The organism is Microbacterium sp. OVT16B (genome assembly GCF_019969705.1).
GTDB lineage: Bacteria > Actinomycetota > Actinomycetes > Actinomycetales > Microbacteriaceae > Microbacterium > Microbacterium natoriense.
Genome location: NZ_JAHXZA010000001.1, coordinates 939,156 through 957,532, shown reverse-complemented (window position 1 = coordinate 957,532; position 18,377 = coordinate 939,156). Strand labels below are relative to the sequence as shown.

The window sequence follows — 18,377 nt, the reverse complement described above, 5'->3', positions numbered from 1 at the left end:
CCCTCGACAGCGGCTGACAGATCCAGGGCCGCGGCCGTCCGAACTGAACCGGATCTCCGGAGTTCTGGAGCACGGCTCCGTTCACAACTCCTCACAGAATGCGAGGAAACCGCCCGACCGAACCGGATCCGGCGCCCTGAGGCGGATTCTTGAGGAGTTGTGCACCGCGTGCGCGCCGGCCGCTCCGGGCGCGCCCGGAATCAGCTCGCGGCGAGCCGCTTCTTCTCGGCCTCGACGTCGAACTCGGCGGCCGGCCACTGCGGATCGATGTCCTCCAGCGCCGCGAGCAGCAGCTCCTGCACGGCGAGCCGGGCGTACCACTTGGCGTTCGCCGGAACCACGTGCCAGGGGGCGACCTCGGTCGACGTGCGCTCGAACACGGTCTGATACGCGGCCATGTAGTCGTCCCACCGCAACCGCTCGTCGACGTCGCCCGGGTTGTACTTCCAGTGCTTGTCCGGGCGCTCCAGCCGCTCCATGAGCCGCGCCTTCTGCTCGTCGCGCGAGATGTGCAGCATGACCTTGACGATGCGGATGCCGGAGGCCGCGGCCTCCGCCTCGAAGTCGTTGATCGCCCCGTACCTGCGCTCGATCTCGTCCGGCTCCGCGAGCGCGCGCACGCGTCCGATCAGCACGTCCTCGTAGTGCGAGCGGTCGAACACCCCGATGAAGCCGGGTTCGGGCAGGCGCTTCTCGATACGCCACAGGAAGTCGTGCTCCCGCTCCTCCGCGGTCGGCGCCTTGAACGCGGCCAGCGAGACGCCCTGCGGGTCGACCCCGCCGACGACGTGCCGCACGATGCCGCCCTTGCCCGCCGAGTCCATCGCCTGCAGCACGAGCAGCACGGCATCCTTCGCGACGCCCGCACGGCTCTCCGCGAACAGCCGTTCCTGCAGGTGGTTCAGGTCATCGAGCCCGGAGACCAGGGCGTGCGCCCCCTCGGTCTTGCCACCGGAGAATCCGGGCTTGCCGTCGGGGTCGACGTCGGCGAGGCGGAACCCCTCGCCGACCTGCAGCTCGCGTGTCCAGGCGTGTGCGTTCATGCACACATCATGCCAGTCAGCGCGGCAGCGGCACCTCGATGAGCTGACGTCCTCCCGACGGGGCGGTGAGCACCTGGTCGAGCGCGGAGCGCGTCGTGACGCGGTGGTGCTCCCAGCCGTACGCGAGGGCCAGCTGCTCGAGCTGCACGGCGTGCGGCGTGTAGAAGGCGCGGTCGAGGTCGGCGGCGGGTGCGGATGCCGCGACCTCCAGTCCGTCGAAGATCGTGCCGCCGCCGTCGTTGCCGACGATGACCTGCAGCCGGGGCGCGGTCTCATCCGGTGGCAGCAGCAGCGCCCCCACGTCGTGCAGGAAGGCCAGGTCGCCGAGCAGCACGCGGGTCACGCCGTGCGCCCCATCGGCCTGGCTGGCCACGGCGATGCCCGTGGCGGTGGCGATCGTGCCGTCGATGCCCGCGAGCCCGCGGTTGGCGTGCACGGGCACCTTCTTGCCGCCCAGCACGGCGTCGGCGACGCGCACGAGCCGCGACGACCCGAACACCAGCCGGTCGTGCGGCCAGGTCGCGCGCCAGACGGCGTCGGCGAGCAGCTGGCGATCGAGCGGGCGACGCACGGCGGCGAGCTCTGCCCGCACCGCGTCCCTCCGCGCCGCGACGTCGGTCGACGCGAGTCCGTCGGCATCGGGGGCCCGCTCGCTGAGGTCGATCGCGAGGGAGGCGGATGCCGTGAGCCATGCGCCGAGCCAGTCGCGATCCGGCTCCCCCGGGGCGACGACGACGGATGCCGCGGGGCGCGTGCGTCCGTTGAGGTTCAGATCCTCTCCCCCGTGCCGCACGGCGACGACGTCGACGTCGGTGCGGGAGAGCAGGCGCGACACCTCTCGGCTGAGCGTGGGGTGGCCGAGCACCACGGCGCGCTCGATGCGTCCGCCGAGCTCCGTTTCGCCGAGAAGCGCTCGGTAGCCGTGCACGAGCCGCCTGCCGAAGCGGGCGCCGCTGACGATCTCGGCGATGAGCGGCCAGGAGCCCTCGTGGGCGATCTCCTCGGCGCGCGGCCCGGCGTCGGCGCCGGCGATGACGACCGTCCGCGGACCGCTTTCGAGGACGACCGGCGTGCCCTCGCCGTGGCGCGGGGCCTCGCCGGGGTCGACGTCGATGACCGGGGACCCGCTCGACAGCGGCTCGCGGGAGGGGAGGTTCAGGTGCACGGGGCCGGCGACACCGGGGAGCCCGTGCGCGGCATCCCCGCCCATGGCGGTCGCGACCGCCGCGGAGGCGAGCCCCGTCCAGTCGCCGTCCCCTGGCACCGGCGCATCGAGCTGCGCACGCACGAACGGCCCGAAGATCCCCGGCTGGATCGTCGCCTGGTTGGCGCCGACTCCGCGGAGCTCCGGGGGCCGGTCGGCCGTGAGCAGGAGCATCGGCACGCCGGAGTGGAAGGCCTCCATGACCGCAGGCAGCAGATTCGCGACGGCCGTGCCTGAGGTGCAGACGACGGCGGTGGGCACGCGGGTCTCCCGCGACAGCCCGAGTGCCGTGAACCCGGCGACGCGCTCGTCGATGCGCACGTGGACGCGGAGCACCCCGCGTCCGGCGGCGGCCACCGCGGCGAGCGCGAGCGCCTGAGAGCGGGAGCCCGGTGAGAGCACGAGATCGCGCACGCCGTGCGCGATGAGGTCTGAGATCAGGGATGCCGCGGCATCCGTCGCAGGAGACGACGTCACGGACGCGCGTCCGTCGCAGTCCCGTCGCCCTCGTCCTCGAGGCGTGCGAGCTCCGCTTCGAGCTCGGCGATGCGGGCGTCCTGCTCCTTCTTGTCGATGCTGCGCAGGAAGGCGGGGTCGTCGTCGGGAGCGAACACCCTCGCGGAGCGATCATCGCCACGGCGCCGGCCGAGAGCGAACCACAGCACGCCTCCGACGACGGGGATGAGGACGACGATGGCGATCCACCCTGGCTTGGGCACACCGCGGTGCCGCGTCGCCGGCTGCACAGCGCAGTCGACGATGCTGAACACCCAGAAGACGGCGGCCAGGAAGCCGCCGACGATCAACAATCTCGCCACGTCTTCAGTGTAGGCGCGTCGGCTGAGCACCGGCCCCTGTCCGCAGAGGCGGCGTTGCTAGACTGCCCGGCGATGCCCCGTCCGTCGTCGTCGCCTCGGACCGAGCGGATGCTGATCGTCAGGATCGCCATCGCGCTCGGGCTCGCACTGCTGCTCGTCGTCGGGGCCTGGTCGTCGTCGCACGGCGAGAGCGACGCCCACGCGACGCTGTGCGTCGCGGCGGACGCACCAGCGGGGACCGCCGCGGCCGATCACCACGGCACGACGACGGCGGACGTCCTCACCTCGGATGCCGGCCTCGGCGTCATCGCGGTGATCTGCTGCTTCCTGCTGGTGCTCCTGGTCCTGCGCGTGGCGGCCGACAGGCTGGTCGTCACCACCGGCGTGGCCGTGCGCGCGCAGCTGCCGAGCAGAGCCGGCCCCCGTCTGCACGTCCCCGCCCTCACCCTCACCCAGCTCTCCGTCTCGCGAACCTGAGCCGCGCCGCCGCTCTCTGCGGCATCCGCTGTGCTCACCCCTGTTCGTCCTGTGTTCGGAGACCCCATGAAGACCTCGTTCAAAGCCCTCATCATCACCCTCGCCGTCATCGTCCTCGTCGCGATCGGCGCCATCGTGTTCGCCCTCAACCAGCGCGCGTCCGCCCCGTCGGGAGACGGCGAGACCGTCCGCACCGACTCGCACGTCCTCGACGACGCCGGAGAGGGCGCCGTGACCCTCGTCGAGTTCCTCGACTTCGAGTGCGAGGCGTGCGGCGCCTTCCACCCGATCGTCGAAGACCTCCGCGAGAAGTACGACGGCGAGATCACCTACGTCGTGCGCTACTTCCCGCTGCCAGGTCACATCAACTCGACCCAGGCGGCGCTGGCCGCCGAGGCCGCGGCGCAGCAGGACCGCTTCGAGGACATGTACGCGATGCTCTTCGAGACCCAGGCGGAGTGGGGCGAGAAGCCCGTCGAGACCCCCGAGGTGTTCCGCGGGTTCGCCGAGCAGCTCGGTCTCGACCTGGCCGCGTACGACGAGGCGGTCGCGGATCCGGTGACGCTCGCGCGCATCGAGGCCGACAAGGCGGACGGCGTCGCCCTCGGCGTGCAGAGCACCCCGTCGTTCTTCCTCGACGGGACGCTGCTCGAGCTGACCGCCTGGGGCGACCTGGAGGCCGCGATCGAGAAGGCCGTGAACGGCTAGCCGGCGAGGACCCGGTCGTCCGCGTCCACGGGGGTGCGGACCGAGAGGAAGGTGGTGCGCCGTCGGAGCGTGAAACCCAGGCGCTCGTAGACGCGGATCGCCCCCGTGTTCGTCGCCGCCGCGTGCAGGAGCGCCCGGTCGCCTCGTTCCTGGATGTGGAACGCCACGTCGAGCACCAGCCGCGAGGCCAGACCCTGTCCGCGGTGCTCCGCGTCGGTGGCGACGGCGCTGATCTCGGTCCACCCCTCCGGATGCAGCCGCTCCCCCGCCATCGCGACCAGCCTGCCGTCGCGGCGGATGCCGACGTACCGGCCCAGCTCGTGTGTGCGCGGACGGAAGGGCCCCGGCTGGTTGCGTTCGACGAGCGCGAGCATCTCGGGGACGTCCGCGGCGCCGAGCAGCACCGCCTCCTCATCGGGGCGGGGGCGCAGCGCATCCGTCTCCACCAGCTGCACGCCCGCACCGCGCCCGAGCTCCTCCCACCCCTCCGGCAGTTCGGGGTCGGCGGCGGAGATGCCCACCTCCTGTCCTGGCCCCACCAGCTCGGTGAGCTCCTGCCAGACGTACGGATGCTCCCAGGTCCGCACTGCGACGAACGGAGCGACGTCGGCCGGGTAGCGGCGCACCAGGTCGCCGCCGACGGCGAACGAGGCGTGCGGCCCCGTGAGGGCGTGCCACGCGGGGTTATCGAGGACGTGGTCGTCGGTGGGTGCGTGCGTCATGGGACCGGTCCGTTCGTCAGGGGCTCTCGGGGTGGCGTGCACCCACGTTAGGAGCAACACGGGTCGGCTCCGTCGTATTGCCTCCGTCCTGTGTCGCCCGGTGACGTCTCGCGTCACCGCTTAACCGTCGGGGTCGGGCGGTGACCGTGGGCGACAGCGCGTGACCGTCGCGTTGGCGGCTCCGCGGCGCGGTGAGAACATCGCCCATCGGCACTCCACGTCGCAGGGAAGGACCCGCACCGATGACCGCACACCCGCACGGCCACACCATCTCCGAGGCCGGGTTCACGCTCGCCGGCAACTATCCGGAGGCGGATCCGTCCGGAGGTCTCGAGGAGACCCTGCGGCTGTTCGAATTCGCCGAGGAGATCGGGTTCCAGGTGGCCGGCATCCGCCAGCGGCACCTCGAACGCGGGGTCTCCTCGGCGCTGACCTTCCTCGCCGCCGCGACGCAGCGCACCGACACCATCCGCCTGGAGACGGCGGTGGTGCCGCTCGGCTACGAGACGCCGTTCCGGCTCGCCGAGGACTTCGCGACCGTGGACGCGCTGTCGGGCGGCCGGCTCAACGTGGGCATCAGCTCCTCGGCGCCGCACGGCGACCTGCTCCGCCACCTCGGCCGCGGCGAGGAGGAGGCCGTGGATCCGTACGAGCTGATCTCCCGATTCCTGGAGGCCGTGGAGGGCCGCGCACTGGGTCCGGACATCACCACGCCGTACGGGCCGCAGACACCCCGCGTGCAGCCGCACATCGCGGATCTGCGCGACCGCGTCTGGCTCGGCGGCGGCTCCGCCCGCTCGGTGCGCTGGGCCGCCCAGCGCGGACTCAAGCTCCTGCTCGGCAACATCACGGCGAGCGCATCCGGCGACGACTTCGAGACCGCCCAGCGCACGCACATCGATGACTACTACGCGCACCACTCCGGTCCCGGCGCCCCGTCGGTGGGGGTAGAGCGGGTGATCCTGCCGCTCGACAGCGCCACCTCCTCGCAGCGCGCGCGGTACACGGCGTTCGCCGAGAGCCGCCAGGCGCGCACCGAGGCGCCGGTCGGCGGCCACGTCTTCCAGCGCGATCTGTTCGGCACCGCCGACGACATCGTCGAGCGCCTGCTCGCCGACCCTGCGATCGACGGACGCACGGAGCTGCGCATCGCGCTGCCCTATGCGCTCGCCCTCGACGACTACCGGCAGATCCTCTCCGACATCCGCCACGCCGTCCTCCCCCGCCTCGGCTGGGTGCCGGCGGCATCCGCCCTCGTCCCCTCCGCCTGACATCCACCGCCTGAGAACTGGAGCACACACAATGAGTTCACGACTGCGCATCGGCGTCGCCCTCGAGGGCGCCGGCTGGCATCCCTCCGCCTGGCGCGAGCCCTCGTCCCGCCCGGCCGAGCTGTTCACACCCGGGTACTGGGTCGACCTCGTCCGCCTCGCCGAGGAGGGCCTCCTCGATTTCGCGACCATCGAGGACTCGCTCGCGCTGCAGTCCTCCGAGCAGGGCCGACCGGACGACCGCACCGACGAGGTGCGCGGGCGCCTGGACGCCCTGCTGATCGCATCGCGGGTGTCGCCGGCGACCTCGCGCATCGGGCTCATCCCCACGATCACCACGACCCACACCGAGCCCTTCCACGTCTCGAAGGGCGTCGCAACCCTGGACTACACCAGCGAGGGGCGCGCAGGGTGGCAGGTGAAGGTGTCCGGTCGCCACGACGAGGCGACGCACTTCGGCCGACGATCGCACCCCGGCGCCGATGCGGCGTGGGGCGAGCCGGCGTTCGACGCGCTCGTCGCCGAGCTCTTCGACGAGGCCGCCGATTCCGTCGAGGTCGTCCGCCGGCTCTGGGACAGCTGGGAGGACGACGCCGAGATCCGCGACGTCGCCACCGACCGCTTCCTCGACGCCGACAGAGTGCACCAGGTCGACTTCGAGGGGCGCTGGTTCAGCGTCCGCGGGCCATCGATCACGCCGCGCCCGCCGCAGGGGCAGCCCGTCGTCGTGGCCCTCGCCCATGCGGAGGTGCCGTATCGCCTGGCGGCACGGTCGGCCGATGCGGTCTTCGTGACCCCCGCGGATGCCGCGCACGCCCGGTCGATCCTCGACGAGGTCGCCGCGGCCGAGGAGGCCGAGGGGCGGACGGGCGAGCGCCTGCGGATCTTCGCCGACATCGTCGTGCTCCTCGACGAGCCGGGTGGCGAGCGCGCCGCCGATCGACTGCGCAGGCTCGACGCCCTCGGCCGGCCCCTCACGAGCGATGCGCGGATCTTCACGGGCTCGGCCGCCGAGCTCGCCGACCTCATCACGCAGCTCGGCGCCATCGGCTACGACGGCGTGCGACTGCGCCCCGGCGTGCTCACCGACGATCTCCCGCGCATCGCGGGAGGTCTCGCAGAGGAGCTGCGGTCGCGCGGGCTGTTCCACGAGTCCTACGAGGCCGGCACCCTGCGGGGGCTGCTCGGACTCGCCGAGACCGTCCCCAACCGCTACGCCATCGCCTGAGAACCCGGAGGACACGACATGACCACCAGACCGCGCACGCAGATCATCCTCGCCGCCTACGTCGGCGGCGTGAACGAGCACACGCTGTGGGAGCACCCGGATGCCGGGAGCCAGATCGACTTCGCGACGTTCCGACACGTCGCCCAGACCGCCGAGCGCGGCCGCTTCGACTACTTCTTCCTCGCGGAGGGCCTCGCCCTGCGCGCCCGCGCCGGGCGCATCTTCGACCACGACATCGCCGGGCGACCCGACACGCTCCCCGTGCTGGCCGCCCTGGCCGCGGTCACCGAGCACATCGGCCTCGTCGGCACGCTGAACACGACGTTCAACGAGCCCTACGAGCTGGCCAGGCAGATCGCCAGCCTCGACCACCTCTCCGGGGGCAGGGCGGGGTGGAACGTCGTCACGTCGTTCGACGCGTTCACCGGAGCCAACTTCCGTCGCGGCGGATTCCTCCCGCACAGCGAACGCTACGTCAGGGCGGAGGAGACCGTCGCCGCGGTCCGACGCCTGTGGGACTCGTGGGCTCAGGACGCGATCCTCGCCGACAAGGAGTCCGGTGTGTTCCTCGCGGATGCGGATGCCGGCGCCTTCGCGCAGAGCGGCACGCAGTTCGACATCTCCGGGCGGTTCACGGTGCCGCGCAGCCCGCAGGGCCGTCCGGTCATCGTGCAGGCGGGCGTCTCCCCGCAGGGGCGGGACTTCGCGGCATCCACGGCCGATGCGATCTTCTCCCCCTACGCGACGCTCGCGGAGGGCAAGGCGTTCTCCGCCGACATCAGGGAGCGCGCCGCACGCTTCGGCCGCGGTCCGGACGAGATCAAGATCCTGCCCGCCGCGGGGTTCGTCCTGGGCGACTCGCAGGCGGATGCCGAGGAGAAGGAACGTCACATCCGCGAGCAGCAGCTGACGGACAAGACCATCCAGGTCACGTTCGAGCAGGTGTGGAATCGCGACCTCTCGGCGTACGACCCCGACGGCCCCCTGCCCGACGTCGACCCCGACCCGCAGGCGCCCGCCATCATCCAGGGCCGTGCGTTCGTGTTCCAGGACCGCATCGAGACGGTGCGCGCGTGGCGCGAGCTCGCCGAGGCGAAGGGGCTGACCCTGCGCGGCCTCGCCCACGAGATCGCCGGCAGGGCCGGGTACGTGGGCACGGCCGCGCAGGTCGCCGACCAGCTCGACACGTTCGTGCAGGAGGGCGGAGGAGACGGCGTCGTCCTCGGCTCGCACCTGGTGCCGTCGGGGCTCGACGAGTTCGTCGACCAGGTGGTCCCGCTGCTGCAGGAGCGCGGATCGCTGCGCGCCGACTACGAGGGCACGACCCTGCGGGACAACCTCGGCCTTCCGGTGCCGGAGCGCACGGGGCAGCTGCTCTCGGCGGGGACGGAGAGCGCGCGATGAGCATCCCCGCGACGATCGATGCCGCGGCCTTCACCCGGGAGTGGGAGGACTGGCATGCCGCGCATGAGCGCCGGCGCGCCGATCCGCACGGTTTCCTCGCCGTGACCGGGCTGTTCTGGCTGTCGGAGGAGCCGACCGCGGTGCCGGGTCTTCCCGGGCTGTGGAGCACCGGCGCCGAGGGCCCCACGGTCGAGCTCGCGCACGACGAGGAACTGATCGTCGAGGGCGCGACCGTGGGAGGCACGCACCGCTTCGGCCCGATCGCCGAGCGGGACGGCGTCACGGTCGGCTTCTCCGGAGGCGTCGTGGAGGTCGCCACGCGCGGCGGCCGCGGCATCCTCCGCCCCCGGCGGTCGGACTTCGCATTCCTGCGCGCGTACGCGGGGACCCCCGTCTATCCGGCCGACCCCGGCTGGCGCGTTCCCGCACGGTTCGTGCGCTTCATCGCGCCGCGATCGATCGAGGTGGGAGCCGCGGTCGACGGTCTGAGCCACGTGTACGACTCCCCCGGCTATGCGGAGTTCGCGATCGACGGGGAGGTCTTCCGTCTGCTCGCCTTCCCCGGACATCGGCCGGGCGAGCTGTTCATCCTCTTCACGGATGCGACGAGCGGCGTGACCACCTACGCGGCGAACCGCACGGTGACGATCGAGGTGGCGGACGACTCCGACGACACGGTGATCGACTTCAACCGGGCCGTGAACCTCCCGTGCGCCTACACGGACTTCGCGACCTGCCCGCTGCCGCCGGCGGAGAACCGTCTGCGCATCGCGGTCGAGGCCGGCGAGAGGACGCCGAGCGACCGGGTGGAGGGTGTCTTCTCCGCCGCCGGGATCGTGCCGTCCGGTCGACTCTGACGGAGAACGGAGAGGAGGACGTGCCCCGTGGGGCACGTCCTCCTTCCACGTCGTCCCCCGTCAGCTGCGCGGATCGAGGTCCAGACCGAAAGCCAGCAGGTCGAGGAAGAGCCCCGGCTCCACCTCGATGCGGTGCTCGCGCTCGAGGAGGCGACGGAAGCCGAGCTTCGCGTAGAGCGCGTGCGCGCCGAGCATCTCGGGACCGCTGTTCATCACGACGCGCTGGGCGCCGCGCTCGACGGCCAGGGCGATCACGTGCCTCGTCAGCGCCTCGCCGATGCCGCGGCCGCGCGCCGACGGAGACACGGCGAGCTGCCGGAAGTCGAGCTCGCCCTCCTCCGCCAGCTCGGAGAGCTGCTCCCCGGGGCGCGGCACCCACACGCTGCCGACGATGACGCCGCCTGCGTCCTCCGCGACCCACACGTCGCCGAGGGCGACACGGGCGTCGACGTCACGCAGGGACTCGACGTACGCGGGTGAGAGACCGGTGTAGCTGGAGAGGTACGCCTCCTCGGTGAGGCGCCCGACGAGAGCGTGCTCGGCCGGCGCGATGAGACGGATGACGAGGGCGGGCGCCCGCGTGCCGGATGCGGATGCCGTCACGCCCGCACCGCCGTGGCGAGGGCGCGCTCGGCGGGAGAGCCGAGCCCCCACGCTGCGGCGAGGAGCTCGTAGGAGCGCGCACGGTCCGCGGGGTCGTGGGTGATCGTGGTGACCAGCAGCTCGTCGGCGCGGGTGACCCGCTGCAGGGTCTCCAGCCGCTCGGAGACGTGATCGGGATCGCCGATGAACCGGGTGTCGAGGCGGTCCCCGACGGCATCCAGGAGGTCGGGTTCGAACGGCTCGACGAGAGCGTCTTCGGGGCGCGGATAGGCGATGGCGCCCTGACCGGCGCGGATGCTGTGCACCCATTCAGCGTAGCCGCGGCCCACGCGCTCGGCGTCGGCGGCGGTGTCGGCGACCAGCACATCGGCCGACACGATCACGTGCGGCGCATCCAGCACGCCGGGGCGGAACGCGCGACGATACGCGTCGACAGCGTCGAGCACGAAGCTGCCGGCGACGTGGTAGTTCGCGCCGAACGGCAGTCCGAGCCGACCCGCGAGCTCGGCGCTGGGTCCGGCCGTGCTGCCGTGCAGCCAGACCTCGATCGGCTGTCCTTCGGCGGGCGTCGCATGGATCGGTACGCCCTCGGGTGCGACGTAGGAGCCCTCGATCAGGGCGAGGATGTCGAGCACGTCCTGCTCGAAGCGGTCGGCGTCGCCCGCGGTCCGTCTCAGCAGCCGTGCCTGCGCGGCGAACCGCACGGCGTCGAAGGCGAACGGCCGCGCGGCGGGGAGGAGCAGTCCGTCGACCATCCTGGCCTGCGGCGGCGCCGGCTCCGACGCACGGCCGGTCGGCTGCGTCGTCGAGCCGGAGCGGCCGATGCCGAGGTCGAAGCGTCCTGGATGCAGGGCCGCGACGACGCCGGCGGCCTCGACCACCTGGAGCGCCGAGTAGTTGCCGATGATCGTCGCGGAGGTGCCGATGCGGATGCGCTCGGTGGCTGCGGCGACCGCGGCGAGCAGCACGTGCGGCGCGGCGCCGGCCACACCGGGGTTCAGGTGGTGCTCGGCGAGCCAGTACCGGCGGTAGCCGAGGCGCTCCGCCGTCCTCGCGAGCGCGATCGTGTCGCGCAGCCCCTGCGCCGGAGTCGACCCGGCGCCGAAGGGCGAGAGGTCGAGGATGCTGAGTGGTGCGCGGTCGGTCATGGTCTTCGTCCTTCTCGGTGCGGAGGTGCGGCGGAGGCGTGCGGGCCGGCGCTCTCGCGCACGGCCCGCACCTCTGTGTCAGGACTTCGGAAGCCCCTGCGGGTTGATCTCGGACTCGTCGATGCCCTCGGAATCGAGCCCCCAGGCCTTCAGGACCTCGGCGTACTTCCCGTTCGCGATGAGCTCGTTCAGCACGATGCCGACGGGTTCGATCAGGCCGTTGCCCTTCGCGGTCCCGGCGGCGATCGTCGCCGCGAGCGGCCAGCCGCCGGGGACGATCCCCACGAGCCTGGTGTCGCCGGTCTCCCGCGCCGCCCAGGCCGCCGTGGCGTTCGGGCCGAAGCTCGCGTCGACACGGCCGGACTGCAGCGCGAGCGTCGCAGCGGCGTTGTCGTCGTAGTACTGCAGCTCGGCCGGGGCCTTGCCGTCGGCCTCGAGCTCCTCGTTCCACTTGAGCAGCACCTGCTCCTGGTTGGTGCCGGAGCCGACGACGATCTTGAGGCCGGAGATGTCCGCCGCCTCCTCGATCTTGTCGATCGTGCTGTCCGCCTTCACGTAGAAGCCGAGCAGGTCCTGCCGGTAGCTCGCGAAGTCGAAGAGCTCCTTGCGCTCCTCGGTGACGGTCACGTTGGAGGTGATGAGGTCGTACTTCCCCGACTGCACGCCGAGGGGCCAGTCCGCCCAGGCGACGACGACGGGGCTGTACTCCAGCCCGAGCCCCTCCGCGATCAGGCTGCCGATGTTCGGCTCGGTGCCCGCAGGGAGGGTCTCCCCGTCGGGGACGTAGCTGAGCGGCGGCACGAAGGCGCCGACGGCGACGGTGAGCTTGCCCTTCTCGATCGGTTCGAAGCCGCTCTCCTTCAGCGCGGCGACGGCCTCGGGGACGACCTCGCCGGTGACCCACTCGATGTCGTCGGCCGACACGTTGGCCGAGGTCTCCTTCGGGGCGGGGGTCGCGTTGTCGGCGGCCGCCTCCGTCGGGCGGTTGAGGGTGACGGCGGTCACGACGCCGGCGATCGCGAGCACCGCCGCGGCGGCGACTCCGATCGCGACGCCCTGCTTCTTGCTGAGTGCCATTTCTGTGTTCTCCTTGGATGCTGCGGACGGGCCGCGTTCGGGTCGTGCAGGTCAGCCCAGCACCTTGGACAGGAAGTCCCTGGTGCGGGGGTTCTGGGGGTTGCTGAGCACGTCGGCCGGAGGCCCCTGCTCGACCACGACGCCGGCGTCGAGGAACACCACGCGGTCGGCCACCTCCCGGGCGAAGCCGATCTCGTGCGTGACGATGATCAACGTCGTGCCGAGCTGCGCGAGGTCGCGGATGACGTCGAGCACCTCCCCGACGAGCTCGGGATCCAGCGCGCTGGTCGGCTCGTCGAACAGGAGCACCTTCGGTTTCAGCGCGAGGGCGCGGGCGATCGCGACGCGCTGCTGCTGGCCTCCGGAGAGCTGCCGCGGGTAGGCGTCGGCCTTGTCGGCGAGACCCACGCGGTCGAGCAGGCCCAGCGCCAGCTCCCGCGCATCGTCCGTGCTCAGCCTCTTCAGCGCGATGGGCGCCTCGGTGACGTTCTCGAGCGCGGTGAGATGCGGGAACAGGTTGAAGTTCTGGAACACGATGCCCACCTGCGTGCGGCGCCGCAGGATCTCGCGCTCGCGCAGCTCGTGCAGCTTCTCTCCGCGCAGCTCGTAGCCGATCAGCTCGCCGTCGACCGTGACCGATCCGCGGTCGACGCTCTCGAGGTGGTTGATCGTGCGCAGCAGCGTGGACTTGCCGGAACCGCTGGGGCCGAGCAGTGCGACCACCTCCCCCGGCTGCACCGTCAGGTCGATGCCGGAGAGCACCTCGACGCCGCCGTAGCTCTTGTGGACGTTGTGGATCTCGACGAGCCCCCTGGTCGCGGTCTCCGCGGCGACGGCGGTCATCGGACGCCCCCTCCGGATGCGGTGAGCGCGGACGCGACCGGCGCCTCGGGTGGGGCATCCCCCAGCCGCGTCCACTGTGCGCTCGCCCAGCGGCGCGCCCGCTGGAGCGGGGTGGGCGGCAGGGTGCGCACGGAGCCGCGGGCGAAGTGCCGTTCGATGTAGAACTGGGCGATGCTGAGGATCGTGGTGATGATCGTGTACCAGACCACGGCGACGAGCAGGAGCGGGATGACCCGGCTGTTGCGGTTGTAGATCACCTGCACGGCGTAGAAGAGCTCGGGGATCGCGATCACGAACACGACGGAGGCGCCCTTGACGAGGCCGATCACCTCGTTGGTCGCGTTGGGGATGATCGAGCGCATCGCCTGCGGGAGGATGATGCGGAAGAGCCGTCTGCTGGCCGGGATGCCGAGAGCGGCCGCGGCCTCCTGCTGCCCCTGGTCGACCGAGATGAGGCCGCCCCGGATGATCTCCGCCGAGTACGCGGCCTGGTGCAGCCCGAGCCCGAGGATCGCCGCGGCGAACGCGCTGATGAGCTGCACGGTCGGGAACTCGACGATCCAGAAGTCGGTGGTGAACGGGGTGCCGAGCCCGAGGGTCGGGTAGAGGTAGCCCAGGTTGTACCAGACGATGATCTGCACGACGAGCGGCACCGAGCGGAAGAACCAGATGTACCCCCACGCCGCGGAGCTCAGCAGCGTCGACGTCGAGAGCCGGCCGAGGGCGATGATCGTGCCGAGCACGAAGCCGACGACCGCCGACACCGCGGTGATCGAGAGCGTGTAGCCGATGCCGATGAGCACGGGACCGGAGAAGAAGTACTCGGCGAACGAGTCCCACATGTAGCGGTCGTTCGTGAAGAGGCTCCAGACGAACTGGGCCAGGACGAAGATGATGATCGCGGCGATCGTCCATCGCCGCCAGTGGCGCGGATGCACCACGGTGACGGCGCCGAGATCCACCTTCCCCCGCGCATCCTGGGGGCGGTCGATCTCGAGATCGACCGCGGTGCCGACGGGTGGGGCGGCTGTGTCAGTCATGGTGATCCTCGTGCTCCGAGCGGCACCGGGTGTGCCGCGTGAAGCCAAGGTAGGGGCATCGCAATCGCTGATCACAGCCGGGTTTCACACGTCGCAACCGGCAGACGCACGCCGTAACCGAGGGGCTCGTCGCGTAACCGGACGGCTCCGCCGGTAACACGGGAAGCGGCGGATCAGGCCCTGCGGAGGATCTGCTCCGTCACCCTCGTCGAGAAGTGCAGGGCGTCGACGGGGATCCGCTCGTCGGCCGCGTGGAACTCGCCGAACACGTCGAAGTCGGCGGGCACGCGCAGCGGCACGAAGCCGTAGCCGCGGATGCCGAGCTGAGCGAGGTGCTTGTTGTCGGTGCTCGCCGGGAGGAGGTACGGCACCACCAGCGCCCCCGGGTCCTCTGCGGCGATCGCCCCCTGCAGGACGTCGATCAGCGGCGCATCCAGCGGCGCCTCGATCGCGGGGACCGCATGGCCCCACGAGATGTCGACCCCCTCGCCGACCACGGCCGCCAGTTCGTCGCGCAGCGCGGCATCCGCTCCGGGCAGGACCCTGATGTCGAGGCGCGCTGATGCCTCCGCGGGGATCACGTTCGTCTTGCCGCCGGCGGCGAGCACGGTGGGCGACACCGTGTTGCGCGCCGATGCTCCGACGAGGGAGGACACGAACCCGAGCTCGGCGAGCTGCTCGTCGAGCTCGCTGTCGGCGCCGGATACGCGGAGGCCGCGGTGCTCCTCGAACACCTGGAGGAACCGGTCGAGGGCGGGCGTCCGGACGACCGGGAACCGGTGCGCGCCGACGGCGGCGACGGCGCGGGCGAGACGCACGACCGCGTTGTCGGCTGTCGGGCGGGAGCCGTGGGCCGCGTGGCCGCGCGCCGTGAGGGTCGCCCAGGTCACGCCCTTCTCGGCGGTGGCGACGAGATACGCGCGGCGATCGTCGGCGAGAGGCACGGAGAAGCCGCCCACCTCGCTGATCGCCTCGGTGGCGCCGGCGAACAGCTCCGGCCGGTGTCGGACGATCCAGCGCGCTCCCCACACGCCACCGGCCTCCTCGTCGGCGAAGAAGGCGAAGATGAGGTCGCGGCGGGGAACGACGCCGTCGCGACGGAACGCGCGGGCGATCGCGAGGATCGTGCCCGCGTAGTTCTTCATGTCCACCGCTCCGCGGCCGTACAGGACGCCGTCGTGGATCTCGGCCCCGAAGGGCGGGTGGGTCCAGTCGGCCTCCTCGACGGGCACGACGTCGAGGTGCGCGTGCACGACCAGCGCCCCCGCGTCGGGGTCGGAACCCTCGAGTCGCGCGACGACGCTGGCGCGTCCGGGCTGCGGCTCGACGAGGTCGACCCGATAGCCCACCTCTTCGAGCCTCTCCTTCACGAACAGCGCGGCTCGTGTCTCGCCGTCGCCGATCGTCGCGGCATCCCCCGTGTTGACGCTGTCGATGCGGATGAGGGCGCGGATGAATTCGAGCGCCTCGGTCTCGAGCGGGCTGGGTGCGGTCATCTGCGTATCTCCTCGGGGTCCACCCGGGCGCCCGCCCGGCGTCGCCTCACGCTACCCGCGGCGCACAGGGCGGATGCCGCACGCCGACGCAGTACGTCATCGAGCGTCTCACAGCGTCGCTCGGCGTGCGGGCGAGGTGGCGGACGGGCGACACTCGACGCATGGCATCTGTGAACGACGGAGGCATCGTGCGCGGCATCCTCTCCCGTCCGGAAGGCGCGTCGGCATGAGCGCGATCTCGCTGGACTGGTTCCTGCCGCTCACCGGAGACTCCCGCACCGACATCGGCCTCGGCAGCGCGACCGCCTACGACCCGGCCGGTCGGGTGGCGGCTCAGCGCGAGCCCACCGTGGACTACCTCGCGCAGATCGCGCGCGCCGCCGAGCAGCTGGACTACGAGGCGGTGCTCGTGCCCTCCGGCGGCGGCAACGAGGAGAGCTGGACGATCGCCTCGGCTCTCACCCAGCACACCCGCGCGCTCGACTACCTCATCGCGGTCCGGCCGGGACTCGTCTCCCCGACGCTGCAGGCGCAGACCGCCGCGACGTTCCAGAGCATCAGCGGCGGGCGGCTGCGGGTCAACATCGTCGTCGGCGGCGAGGATGCAGAGCAGCGCCGCTTCGGCGACACCATCGGCAAGGACGATCGGTACCGCAGGGCAGCAGAGTACCTCGGCATCCTGCGCCGGCTCTGGGCGGGAGAGAACGTCACCCACGACGGCGAGTTCTTCCGAATCGAGGATGCGCAGCTCCGGACGGCCGTGCCGGCGCCGCCGATCTACCTCGGGGGCTCATCGGATGCCGCGATCGAGGTCGCCGCCGCGCACGCCGACGTGTTCCTCACGTGGGGCGAGCCCCCGGCGCAGGCGGCCGAGAAGATCGGTCGCGTGCAGACGAGGGCTGCGGCGCTCGGGCGCAGGCTCGACTACGGCGTCCGCCTGCACGTGATCGCCCGTCCGACCTCTGAGGAGGCGTGGTCGATCGCGGACTCGCTGATCGACGGCCTCGACCCGGAGGTCCTGGCGCGGCGGAGAGCCACGCTCTCCCGCTCGCAGTCGGTCGGCCAGCAGCGTCAGAACGCGCTCAGCAGCGGCGGGCTCACCCGCAGCGAGCTGGAGGTGCACCCTGGGCTCTGGGCCGGGGTGTCGCTGGTGCGCGGCGGGGCGGGCACGGCGCTCGTCGGCAGCTACGAGGAGGTCGCCGATCTCGTCGCCGAGTACCACGGTCACGGCTTCACCGAGTTCGTGCTGTCGGGCTACCCCCACCTCGAGGAGGCGTACTGGTTCGCCGAAGGGGTCCGACCGCTGCTCAGGGAGAAGGGCCTGCTCGACTGAGCCCTCAGTCCATCGGGAACAGGAGGATCCGGTCGTCGCCCTCCGCGGGGTCGCCGCGGCCGTCGGTGTTGTTCGTCAGCAGCCAGATCGCCCCCGTCGTGACCATGACGTCGCGGAGCCGTCCGTACTCTCCGACGACGCTCTCGGTGCTCGTGGACAGGTCGTCGAGCGGCACGCTGCGCAGTCGTTCACCGCGCAGGTTCGCGATGAGGATGTCGCCGTTCGTCACCGCGATGCCGCTGGGGCTCGCCTCCGCCGGACGCCACTGCTGCACGGGGTCGGTGTAGTCCGCGTCATCGGCCGCGCCCTCGACCTCCGGCCAGCCGTAGTTCCCCCCTGCCTCGATGACGTTGAGCTCGTCCCAGGTGTCCTGCCCGAACTCGGTCGCGTACATCGTGCCGTCGGCATCCCACCCGATGCCCTGCGGGTTGCGATGGCCGTAGCTGTACACGGGCGACCCGGGGAACGGGTTGTCGTCGGGGATGCCTCCCTCGGGCGTGAGTCTGAGGATCTTGCCGGAGAGGGCGTCGAGGTCCTGCGCGCTGTCGCGGTCTCCCGCATCGCCCGTGGTGACGTAGAGCATCCCGTCCGTCCCGAAGGCGAGGCGCCCGCCGTTGTGGTTCGATGCGGAGGGGATGCCGTCGATCACCGTCGCCGGAGGGCCGAGCGAGAGGGCGCCGGGCTCGCCGAGGAGCGTCCGGCGTTCGACCCGGTTCCCGTCGTCGGCGGTGAGATAGGCGTACAGGTCCCCGTCGCGCACCGCGAGCCCGAGGAGCCCGCCCTCCCCGCCTGCGACGACGCCGCCGATCACTCCGACCTCGTGCCTGGCTCCGCTCTCGTCGAACTCCAGCACCCGGCCGCTGTCGCGCTCGCTGATCAGGAGCGCATCGCCGTGGAGGACCATCGACCAGGGCGCATCGAGGCCGTCGGCGAGCACGATCGGAGCCGGTGCGGATGCCACAGGCTGCCCGCTCGACGACGTGCACGCGGCGAGCGCGAAGACGGATGCCGTCGCGCAGCACGCGACCGTGCGACGCAGCACCGCCGTTCTCTGTCCGCTCGTCCCGACCATGCGTCCCATCCAACGCCCCGCGCCGCGCCGAGG

The 18,377-nt window shown here is 71.8% G+C and carries 18 protein-coding genes; 7 read left to right on the top strand and 11 right to left on the bottom strand.

Annotated elements, in window-relative coordinates; genetic code table 11:
- Nucleotides 1-200: 200 nt before the first annotated feature.
- The 3 genes from LC438_RS04365 to LC438_RS04355 are packed head-to-tail and all read right to left on the bottom strand — an operon-like array spanning nt 201 to nt 3,065.
- Nucleotides 201-1,043: a PPK2 family polyphosphate kinase gene (locus LC438_RS04365; protein ID WP_105673768.1), complete on the bottom strand. Its 843-nt coding sequence runs from the start codon at nt 1,041-1,043 to the stop codon at nt 201-203.
- Between the two features lie 16 nt (nt 1,044-1,059).
- The gene (gene menD / locus LC438_RS04360) at nt 1,060-2,724 is read right to left on the bottom strand and encodes a 2-succinyl-5-enolpyruvyl-6-hydroxy-3-cyclohexene-1-carboxylic-acid synthase (RefSeq protein WP_223585969.1); all 1,665 of its coding nucleotides are present in this window, start codon (nt 2,722-2,724) and stop codon (nt 1,060-1,062) included.
- A complete protein-coding gene (locus tag LC438_RS04355) occupies nt 2,721-3,065 on the bottom strand; it encodes a PLD nuclease N-terminal domain-containing protein (RefSeq protein ID WP_105673772.1) in 345 nt (114 codons plus the stop codon). Before LC438_RS04355 ends, menD begins: the two co-directional genes overlap by 4 nt.
- 72 nt (nt 3,066-3,137) lie before the next feature.
- On the opposite strand from LC438_RS04355, the gene LC438_RS04350 reads away from it, so the two are divergent.
- Together LC438_RS04350 and LC438_RS04345 are read left to right on the top strand one after the other, a co-directional pair.
- Complete coding sequence (locus tag LC438_RS04350; protein WP_223585968.1) at nt 3,138-3,542, top strand: hypothetical protein; 405 nt, start codon at nt 3,138-3,140, stop codon at nt 3,540-3,542.
- Between the two features lie 66 nt (nt 3,543-3,608).
- Complete coding sequence (locus LC438_RS04345; RefSeq protein ID WP_223585967.1) at nt 3,609-4,250, top strand: thioredoxin domain-containing protein; 642 nt, start codon at nt 3,609-3,611, stop codon at nt 4,248-4,250.
- Here the strand turns inward: LC438_RS04345 and LC438_RS04340 are convergent.
- Entirely contained in the window at nt 4,247-4,972 is a 726-nt protein-coding gene (locus LC438_RS04340) for a GNAT family N-acetyltransferase (protein WP_223585966.1), read from the bottom strand. The genes LC438_RS04345 and LC438_RS04340 overlap by 4 nt on opposite strands.
- Before the next feature lie 242 nt (nt 4,973-5,214).
- On the opposite strand from LC438_RS04340, the gene LC438_RS04335 reads away from it, so the two are divergent.
- Genes LC438_RS04335 through LC438_RS04320 form a run of 4 tightly spaced genes read left to right on the top strand, consistent with a single transcriptional unit; the run spans nt 5,215 to nt 9,732 of the window.
- Nucleotides 5,215-6,243, top strand: coding sequence for an LLM class flavin-dependent oxidoreductase (locus LC438_RS04335; RefSeq protein ID WP_223585965.1), 1,029 nt, complete (start codon nt 5,215-5,217; stop codon nt 6,241-6,243).
- A 31-nt stretch (nt 6,244-6,274) separates the two neighbouring features.
- A complete protein-coding gene (locus LC438_RS04330; RefSeq protein WP_223585964.1) occupies nt 6,275-7,471 on the top strand; it encodes an LLM class flavin-dependent oxidoreductase in 1,197 nt (398 codons plus the stop codon).
- Nucleotides 7,472-7,489: 18 nt separating this feature from the next.
- Nucleotides 7,490-8,875: an NtaA/DmoA family FMN-dependent monooxygenase gene (locus LC438_RS04325; RefSeq protein WP_223585963.1), complete on the top strand. Its 1,386-nt coding sequence runs from the start codon at nt 7,490-7,492 to the stop codon at nt 8,873-8,875.
- Nucleotides 8,872-9,732 (top strand): DUF1684 domain-containing protein, encoded by an 861-nt coding sequence (locus tag LC438_RS04320; RefSeq protein ID WP_223585962.1) that lies wholly within the window; start codon nt 8,872-8,874, stop codon nt 9,730-9,732. Before LC438_RS04325 ends, LC438_RS04320 begins: the two co-directional genes overlap by 4 nt.
- 60 nt (nt 9,733-9,792) lie before the next feature.
- Here the strand turns inward: LC438_RS04320 and LC438_RS04315 are convergent, their stop codons facing one another.
- From LC438_RS04315 to LC438_RS04290, 6 genes are all read right to left on the bottom strand, one after another.
- Entirely contained in the window at nt 9,793-10,335 is a 543-nt protein-coding gene (locus tag LC438_RS04315; protein ID WP_223585961.1) for a GNAT family N-acetyltransferase, read from the bottom strand.
- A complete protein-coding gene (locus LC438_RS04310) occupies nt 10,332-11,483 on the bottom strand; it encodes an LLM class flavin-dependent oxidoreductase (RefSeq protein ID WP_223585960.1) in 1,152 nt (383 codons plus the stop codon). Before LC438_RS04310 ends, LC438_RS04315 begins: the two co-directional genes overlap by 4 nt.
- Before the next feature lie 78 nt (nt 11,484-11,561).
- On the bottom strand, nt 11,562-12,560 hold the full coding sequence (locus tag LC438_RS04305) for an ABC transporter substrate-binding protein (protein WP_223585959.1): 999 nt from the start codon (nt 12,558-12,560) through the stop codon (nt 11,562-11,564).
- Between the two features lie 51 nt (nt 12,561-12,611).
- A complete protein-coding gene (locus LC438_RS04300) occupies nt 12,612-13,403 on the bottom strand; it encodes an amino acid ABC transporter ATP-binding protein (protein WP_223585958.1) in 792 nt (263 codons plus the stop codon).
- The gene (locus LC438_RS04295) at nt 13,400-14,443 is read right to left on the bottom strand and encodes an amino acid ABC transporter permease (RefSeq protein ID WP_223585957.1); all 1,044 of its coding nucleotides are present in this window, start codon (nt 14,441-14,443) and stop codon (nt 13,400-13,402) included. Before LC438_RS04295 ends, LC438_RS04300 begins: the two co-directional genes overlap by 4 nt.
- 173 nt (nt 14,444-14,616) lie before the next feature.
- Nucleotides 14,617-15,939, bottom strand: a complete 1,323-nt coding sequence (locus tag LC438_RS04290) for a M20/M25/M40 family metallo-hydrolase (RefSeq protein WP_105677303.1) — start codon at nt 15,937-15,939, stop codon at nt 14,617-14,619.
- A gap of 226 nt (nt 15,940-16,165) precedes the next feature.
- Here LC438_RS04290 and LC438_RS04285 point away from each other — a divergent pair, with 226 nt between their 5' ends.
- A complete protein-coding gene (locus LC438_RS04285; protein ID WP_223585956.1) occupies nt 16,166-17,272 on the top strand; it encodes an LLM class flavin-dependent oxidoreductase in 1,107 nt (368 codons plus the stop codon).
- 4 nt (nt 17,273-17,276) lie between these two features.
- On the opposite strand, the gene LC438_RS04280 is transcribed toward LC438_RS04285, so the two are convergent.
- Nucleotides 17,277-18,344 carry a sorbosone dehydrogenase family protein gene (locus LC438_RS04280; protein ID WP_223585955.1) on the bottom strand — a complete coding sequence of 356 codons (1,068 nt, stop codon included), beginning with the start codon at nt 18,342-18,344 and terminating at the stop codon, nt 17,277-17,279.
- Between the last annotated feature and the right edge of the window lie 33 nt (nt 18,345-18,377).

What these genes read in the sequence shown, in the direction of transcription:
- LC438_RS04365 (WP_105673768.1), bottom strand. Translation starts at nt 1,043, where the DNA reads ATGAACGCACACGCCTGGACACGCGAGCTGCAGGTCGGCGAGGGGTTC.
- LC438_RS04350 (WP_223585968.1), top strand. Translation starts at nt 3,138, where the DNA reads ATGCCCCGTCCGTCGTCGTCGCCTCGGACCGAGCGGATGCTGATCGTC.
- LC438_RS04345 (WP_223585967.1), top strand. Translation starts at nt 3,609, where the DNA reads ATGAAGACCTCGTTCAAAGCCCTCATCATCACCCTCGCCGTCATCGTC.
- LC438_RS04340 (WP_223585966.1), bottom strand. Translation starts at nt 4,972, where the DNA reads ATGACGCACGCACCCACCGACGACCACGTCCTCGATAACCCCGCGTGG.
- LC438_RS04335 (WP_223585965.1), top strand. Translation starts at nt 5,215, where the DNA reads ATGACCGCACACCCGCACGGCCACACCATCTCCGAGGCCGGGTTCACG.
- LC438_RS04330 (WP_223585964.1), top strand. Translation starts at nt 6,275, where the DNA reads ATGAGTTCACGACTGCGCATCGGCGTCGCCCTCGAGGGCGCCGGCTGG.
- LC438_RS04325 (WP_223585963.1), top strand. Translation starts at nt 7,490, where the DNA reads ATGACCACCAGACCGCGCACGCAGATCATCCTCGCCGCCTACGTCGGC.
- LC438_RS04320 (WP_223585962.1), top strand. Translation starts at nt 8,872, where the DNA reads ATGAGCATCCCCGCGACGATCGATGCCGCGGCCTTCACCCGGGAGTGG.
- LC438_RS04310 (WP_223585960.1), bottom strand. Translation starts at nt 11,483, where the DNA reads ATGACCGACCGCGCACCACTCAGCATCCTCGACCTCTCGCCCTTCGGC.
- LC438_RS04305 (WP_223585959.1), bottom strand. Translation starts at nt 12,560, where the DNA reads ATGGCACTCAGCAAGAAGCAGGGCGTCGCGATCGGAGTCGCCGCCGCG.
- LC438_RS04300 (WP_223585958.1), bottom strand. Translation starts at nt 13,403, where the DNA reads ATGACCGCCGTCGCCGCGGAGACCGCGACCAGGGGGCTCGTCGAGATC.
- LC438_RS04295 (WP_223585957.1), bottom strand. Translation starts at nt 14,443, where the DNA reads ATGACTGACACAGCCGCCCCACCCGTCGGCACCGCGGTCGATCTCGAG.
- LC438_RS04290 (WP_105677303.1), bottom strand. Translation starts at nt 15,939, where the DNA reads ATGACCGCACCCAGCCCGCTCGAGACCGAGGCGCTCGAATTCATCCGC.
- LC438_RS04285 (WP_223585956.1), top strand. Translation starts at nt 16,166, where the DNA reads ATGAGCGCGATCTCGCTGGACTGGTTCCTGCCGCTCACCGGAGACTCC.
- LC438_RS04280 (WP_223585955.1), bottom strand. Translation starts at nt 18,344, where the DNA reads ATGGTCGGGACGAGCGGACAGAGAACGGCGGTGCTGCGTCGCACGGTC.